We start from the raw sequence: 6,958 nt of genomic DNA, 5'->3' as shown, positions 1-6,958 counted from the left end.
TTGACGACGGCGGCGAGGGTGAGGCCCTGGACGACGAGGGTGAAGACGACGACGGCGGTGGTGAGCACCAGGACCAGGGGTCGTCCGGTGAGCTTGGTGCCGTCGTCGGCGAGCAGGGGGATGGACAGTGCGGCGGCGAGCGGCATGACGCCGCGGGTTCCGGCCCAGGTGACCACCCCGGCGACCCGCCAGGACAGCCCTCCGCGGCGTGGGCTGGGCTTGACGGCGCGGGTCAGCGGCATGGTGGAGAGGACGCGTACGGCGATCAGTACGGCGGCGAGCACGAGGGCCTGCAGGGGCCACCAGCCGGTTCCGGCGGGCAGGTCGCGGACCAGGGTGGGCAGTTCGAGGCCGACGATGGAGAAGACGACGCTCTCCAGCAGGAAGACCACCACCGCGTACACGGCGTGCAGCTGCAGCCGGATGTGCGCGTCGGTGAGCCGGTGGCCGGAGCGCCCGAGCAGCACGCCGGCGACCACCACCGAGGTGACGCCGGAGGTGTGCGCGGACTCCGCGAGCACGTACGCCGCGTACGGGGTGACCAGCGCGATGACCGTCTCCAGCACCGGGTCGGTGGTGCGGCGTCGCACCAGCCACACGAGGCCCGCGACGGCGGCGCCGACCACGCTGCCGCCCCCGCCGAGCAGCAGGAACTCCCCGGCCGCCCCCGGCAGGCTGACCGAGGCGCCGACGGCCACCGCGATGCCGACGGCGACCTTGAACAGGACGAGCGAGGTGGCGTCGTTGAACAGGCTCTCCGCCTGCACCAGCACCTGGAGCCGGCCCGGCAGGGCCAGGCGGCGGCCGAGCGCGGTGACGGCCACCGGGTCGGTGCTGGACAGGACGGCGCCGAGGACGAAGGCCATCGCGGGCGGCAGGCCGGCGACGGCGACGGCGGTGAAGCCGACGGCGGCGGCGGAGGCGAAGACCAGCCCGAAGGACAGGATGGTCACCGGCCGCCAGACCGTCCGCAGGTCGCGCAGCGACAGTTCCTCGGCGGAGGCGTACAGGAGCGGGGGCAGAACCACCATGCCGATGATCTGCGGCGGGACGTGCAGCGCGGGGACGCCGGGTATCAGGGCCACCCCGATGCCCGCGAGGACCAGCAGTGACGGCGCCGGCACCCGCAAGCGCCCGGCGAAAGTGGCCACGGCCGTGGCCAGGACCACCAGGACGAGAACGATCGCCACAACGTGCATCGGTGGAAAGGACCCCATCGCGAGAACCGGGGTCACCGCCGCCGACCGCCGCAGTCATCCCCCGCGCCGACCAGTCTTCCCGGCACACCTGTGGTCATCTTATCGGAGCATTAGCGGGGCGTGGCAGGGGCGGAAACCATTGGACGTCGGCGCGCACGGCATGGACAGGGCGTGACAATCACTGCTCACGCCGTGCCGACAGTCACTCCCGGCGCCCCACCGACGGCGGGCAGTGCACGACGGTGAGCCGAGGCGCGGCGACTGTGCCCGGTCACGCGAACTCGCGCAGGCGCGGCCGCACCCCCAGCACGGTCAGGGCGAGTGCCACCGCCAGGGCCACCGTACCGAGGCCCGCGGTGGTGGCGTCGAGGTCGTCGTCGCCGTCGGCGACCGCCCCCTCGAAGGCGCGCTGGTTGATCGCCTGGTTGTCCTCGAGCGCGGCGCTGAGCACGCCGAAGTCGGCATTGGACTGGCCCGGATTGAGGCCCGTATTGAAGGTGACGGCCTCCTTGAGCTTGCCCTGGGCGTTCAGCTCCCGAATCCTCCGGTCGTCCCGCTGGTACTGCTGGAATGCGGCCAGCACCCGCTCCGCCGCGTCCTGCTCCCCCGCGAAGGTGATGTTGCGCAGCTCGTCGCCGAGGTACCCGCCGAAGCCGACCTGGCCGTGGTCGGCCCGGTGCTTGTCCGCGAGCGCGGAGAGTCGGTCGTTGTACGTGGTGAGGGTCGCGCCGTCGATCCGGGCGAAGGACTGGGTCTTGTCGAGGAAGCTCTGTTCGTAGGCGGCCGCCCGGGCGGGGTCGGTCAGATATCGGCTCTCGTCCGCGTTGAGGTCGTACGCCACCGCGCGGGCCCTGCTGAGGGCGATCACCGAGTCGAAGGAGTTGCTCTTGGCGACCACCAGGTGGTGGTCCGCCCGGGAGGTCAGCGTCAGCGCGGTGACCAGGCCCGCGAGGGCGAGCAGACTCGTGACGGCCAGCGGAACGTTCACCAGCCGTCGGAAGCGCACGGCGAGCACCCGCTGCAGCAGCCCGAGCGCACCCAGCCCGACCAGACCGGTGAGCAGGATCCACCACCAGCCGCCGGCCAGGGCGTCACGCTGGTCCGCGTAGTTGTGCTCGACCACCGCCGCATTGGCCTTGGTCACGTCGTCGACGGCAGGCAGCAGACGCTGGCGCAGCAGGTCGGTGGCCTCCCGGTAGGCCGCGAGGGCGTCCGCCGACGGGCGGCCGGCCGGGGCGTGGGCCTGGTCCTCCAGCAGCTGGGCGCGGGCCACCAGGGCCTCGTAGCCGCCGAGTTCACCGATGACGGTCTGCACGGCCCGCTGCCCGGCCTGGTCGCCCGCCACCGCCTCCGCGACCCGCTGCAGGTCGGTGTCGGCCTGGGCGCGCCGCTGTTCGTAGGTGTCCAGGGTCTCCTTGCGCAGCACCGTGTAGTCCGGGTCGGCGCCGAACAGCAGCAGATTGGCAGCCTGGGCGTCCATGTCGTTGAGCGCGAAGTACAGGTCGGCCGAACGCACCACCTGCGGGGCGGCCTGGTGTCCGATGACGTCCGTGCCCTCCCGGGCCCCGTCCAGGACGGCGCCGGTCGCCGCTCCGGCGGCCAGCAGCGCCGCGAGGCAGAGGCCGGTGAGCCCGCGCACCAGGCGCGGGGTGTTCCACCAGTCCCGGCTGCGCCAGGAGCGGCCGAGCCAGGGGCGGGGGGAGCGCGACCCGGGAGGCGGTGCGGCTGTCTCCTGTCGCACCGTCTCCGACGCGAGCGTTGTCCCCATGACAGCCGTACCGCCCGACGTTCCCGTTGGCATCGCCGCGCGCCCCCTCCCCCTGTTTCTCACTGGCCGCCGAACCTGTCCCGGAGGAACCCGCCGGGGTCGGGGTTCGGCAAACGGTTCGCCGCCAGGCCCCACGCCCGGGCAGCGAACCGTTTCCTCGCAGCTCACACTAGGTGCGCCCGAACAGCCGTCCGACCGTCCTGACGAGTCCTTGATGCCGCCGGGGATCATCTTGACGAGGCATTGGCGCAAGATCCCTCCGGGTGGGCGACCGGAACGCGTTCACGGCTGGAACCGGTAGCCGATCCCGGGTTCCGTGATCAGATGGCGCGGACGGCCCGGGTTCGGTTCGAGCTTTCGCCGCATGCTGGAGAAGTAGACCCTCAGGTAGTTGCCGTTGCCCTCCGCGTCCGGGCCCCAGACCTCGGTCAGGATCTGCTTTCCGGGTACCAGTCGGCCCGGATTGGCCAACAGCAGGGCGAGGATCTTCCACTCGGTCGGGGTCAGTCGGACCGGGCCGGCCGGGCCGGTGACCGTACCCGCGCCGAGGTCGACCTCGCACGGTCCGATCCGTGTCGTGGGCTCGGGCGCCGACGGGACGCCGCCCAGCGGCCTGCGCAGAACGGCCCGCAGCCGGGCGAGGAGTTCGTCCACGTTGAAGGGCTTGGTCAGGTAGTCGTCCGCGCCCGCGTCGAACGCGCGGAGCTTGTCCTCGATGTCGGCCCGGCCGGTCAGTACGATGATCGGCACGGTCAGCGTGGAGCGGACGCCGTGGATCACGTCCACGCCGTCGAAGTCCGGCAGGCCGAGGTCCAGGACGATGGCGTCGGGTGGCGCTTGGCCCGCCGAGTCCAGGGCTTCCTGGCCGGTGGCCGCGGTGAGCACCGAGTAGTGCCGGGCCTGGAGGTTGATCCGCAGGGTGCGCAGCAGTGCCGGTTCGTCGTCGACGACGAGGATGTGGCTCACCGGTCCGCGCTCCTCTCCAGCAGGGCGATGCCGGGTTCCCCGGTCCGAGTCTCCGGTGCTGCCGGCAGGGTGAGGAGCATGGTGGTGCCGCCGCCGGGGGTGTCCTCGACCTCCAGGCCGCCGCCCATGGCCTCGACGAGGCCGCGGGAGAGGGCGAGGCCGAGGCCGACGCCGGTGGTGTTGTCGGTGTCGCCGAGGCGCTGGAAGGGCAGGAAGACCCGGTCGCGGTCCTCGGGGGCGATGCCGGGGCCGCGGTCGATCACCCGGATCTCGACCTGGTCGGCGTGGTGGCTGGCGGTGACCAGGACGGGCGCGCCGGGGGCGTTGTGGCGCAGCGCGTTGGTGATCACGTTGGCGAGCACGCGCTCCAGCAGGGGCGGGTCGGCGAGCACCGCCGGGGCGGTGTCCAGGTCCAGCGGCTGGACGGGCGCGTACGGGTCGGTCAGCGAGTCCACGGCACACATCAGGACGTCTTCCAGCAGGGTGGGCGCCATGTGGAGGGTGAGCGCGCCGGCCTGGAGGCGGCTCATGTCGAGCAGGTTGTCGACCAGGCGGGTGAGCTTGACGAGTGATTCGTCGGCGGTGGCGAGGAGTTCGGCCTGGTCCTCGGGCGAGAACTCGACGTCGGGGCTGCGCAGCGAGCCGACCGAGGCGCGGGCGGCGGCGAGCGGGGTGCGCAGGTCGTGGCTGACGGCGGCGAGCAGGGCGGTGCGCATCCGGTCGGCGGCCTTGATGGGCTCGACCTCGGCGGCGACCACGGCGAGCCGGTCGCGTTCCAGGGCGGCGGCGACGTGGGCGGCGAAGGCGGTGAGGACGCGCTGGTCGGCGGCGGGCAGCCGGCGGCCGGTGAGCACCAGGACGGCCCGCTCTCCGACGGCCACCTCGGTGGCCTCCTCCGGGCTTCCGGTCTCGACGTCTCCGTCCGTCTCGGCATCACTGCGCGCGATGGTCTCTCCCGTGAGGCTGTCGAGCAGGGCGACGGAGTCCATCCCGAAGGCCGTCCGGGACTTCTCCAGCAGGGCGGGCAGGGCGTCGGCGCCGCGCAGCACGCTGCCGGCCAGGGTGGAGAGGGTCTCGGCCTCGGCGGTGGCCCGGGCGGCCCGGCTGGTGAGCCGGCCGGCGTGGTCGACCACGGTGGAGACGGTCAGCGCGACGGTGGCGAAGACCACCAGGGCGACGATGTTGTTGGCCTCGTCGATGGTCAGGGTGTGGAGGGGCGGGATGAAGAAGTAGTTCAGCAGCACCGAGGCGATGACCGCGGCCAGCAAGGCGGACAGCGCACCCCCCAGCAACGCCACGGCTACGACACCGAGTTGGAAGATCAGCGCGTCCGTGGTCAGGTTGAGTGTGCTACGGAACGGCGACAGCGCGACGGTGAGCAGCAGGGGAACGATCAGGCCCGCCGCGTAGCCGGCGATGGTGCGGCGCCTGGAGTGGCGGCGGCCGAGCGCGGGCAGTCGGCCGCGGCCGGTGAACTCGTGGGTGACCATGTGGACGTCGATGTCCTCGGAGGCGTCCACGGTGGTCTGCCCGGTGCCGGGGCCGGTGAGGAAGCGGTTGATCCGGCCGCGGCGGCTGGTGCCGAGGACCAGCTGGGTGGCGTCGTGGGCGCGGGCGAAGGCGAGCAGCGCGGTGGGGATGTCGTCGCCGACGACCACGTGGTAGCTGCCGCCGAGGTCCTCGACCAGTTGCCGTTGCTGGGCGAGCGCGCCGGAGGAGGCGCCGGCCAGGCCGTCGCTGCGGGTGACGTGGACGGCCAGCAGGTCGCCGCCGGCGGTGCGGTCGGCGATCCGGGCGGCGCGGCGGATCAGGGTCTCGCCCTCGGGGCCGCCGGTGAGGGCGACCACGACGCGTTCGCGGGTCTCCCAGACCCGGTCGATGTTGTGGCTGGCCCGGTAGTCGCGCAGTCCCTCGTCGACCCGTCCGGCGACCCAGAGCAGGGCGAGTTCGCGCAGGGCGGTGAGGTTGCCGACCCGGAAGTAGTTCGAGAGCGCGGCGTCCACCTTCTCCGCCTTGTAGACGTTGCCGTGGGCCATCCGGCGGCGTAGCGCCTGCGGGGCCATGTCGACGAGTTCGATCTGGTCGGCCCGGCGGACCACCTCGTCCGGGACGGTCTCGCGCTGGGGGATGCCGGTGATCTTCTGGACGACGTCGTTCAGCGATTCCAGGTGCTGGATGTTGACGGTGGTGATGACGTCGATCCCGGCGGCGAGCAGTTCCTCGACGTCCTGCCAGCGCTTGGCGTGCCGGCCGCCGGGGATGTTGGTGTGCGCCAGTTCGTCGACCAGGACGACGGACGGGCGGCGGGCGAGCACCGCGTCGAGGTCCATCTCCTCGAACTCGGCGTCCCGGTAGGTCCGTCTGGTGCGCGGCATCACCTCAAGCCCGTCCACCAGCCCTTCGGTGAACCTCCGCCCGTGACACTCGATGAACCCGACCACCACCTCCGCGCCACGGTCCTGTCGGCGGTGGGCCTCGTCCAGCATCCGGTAGGTCTTGCCGACCCCGGGGGCCGAGCCGAGATAGACCCTCAGCCGGCCGCGGCGGTGCACGGTGCCGGGGGCGAGGTCGCGAGCCATGGGCGCTGCTCTTTCCTTGTGTGGCTGGCAGGTTGGTGGTGCGCAGACATGGGCGACCGACCCGGGCGCGGGGGCGTGCCCCCCGTACCCGGGTCGGTCTGGTCACTCGGCAGATCGATGGAGTGTCATCACTTCTGCTCGCTGAGCGCCTTGTTGAGCAGCACGACGTTCACGCCGTCCTGCCCGAGGAAGCCGGCCGAGCGGCCTTCGGTGTACTTGTCGACCAGCTGGTTCAGCTTGTCGGCCGGCAGGTTGCGGGCCTTGGCGACCCGGTTGACCTGCTCCTTGGCGTAGGCCACGGAGATGTGCGGGTCGAGGCCGGAGCCGGAGGCGGTCAGCGCGTCGGCGGGCACGCTCGCCGGGTCGACGCCGTCGAACGCGGCGACGGCGGCGCGGCGGTCGTTGACGGCCTTCAGCAGGTCGTCGCTGTTCGGGCCCTGGTTGGA

The 6,958-nt window shown here is 72.4% G+C and carries 5 protein-coding genes; all 5 read right to left on the bottom strand.

The features are described 5' to 3' along the window. A partial coding sequence (locus ACIGG8_RS42570; protein WP_396553953.1) for a cation:proton antiporter occupies window positions 1-1,199 on the bottom strand: 1,199 nt, incomplete at its 3' end. A 271-nt stretch (window positions 1,200-1,470) separates the two neighbouring features. Then, window positions 1,471-2,940, bottom strand: a complete 1,470-nt coding sequence (locus ACIGG8_RS42565; protein ID WP_396553952.1) for a hypothetical protein — start codon at window positions 2,938-2,940, stop codon at window positions 1,471-1,473. A gap of 309 nt (window positions 2,941-3,249) precedes the next feature. Then, complete coding sequence (locus ACIGG8_RS42560; RefSeq protein WP_396553951.1) at window positions 3,250-3,933, bottom strand: response regulator; 684 nt, start codon at window positions 3,931-3,933, stop codon at window positions 3,250-3,252. After that, the gene (locus tag ACIGG8_RS42555; protein WP_396553950.1) at window positions 3,930-6,512 is read right to left on the bottom strand and encodes an ATP-binding protein; all 2,583 of its coding nucleotides are present in this window, start codon (window positions 6,510-6,512) and stop codon (window positions 3,930-3,932) included. Before ACIGG8_RS42555 ends, ACIGG8_RS42560 begins: the two co-directional genes overlap by 4 nt. Before the next feature lie 128 nt (window positions 6,513-6,640). After that, the coding region (locus ACIGG8_RS42550; protein WP_396553949.1) for a potassium-transporting ATPase subunit C at window positions 6,641-6,958 on the bottom strand (318 nt) is incomplete at its 5' end.

The organism is Kitasatospora sp. NPDC085464 (assembly GCF_044541955.1).
GTDB lineage: Bacteria > Actinomycetota > Actinomycetes > Streptomycetales > Streptomycetaceae > Kitasatospora.
The sequence above is the reverse complement of the archived record's forward strand: the minus strand, read 5'-3'. Positions and strand labels throughout refer to the sequence as shown.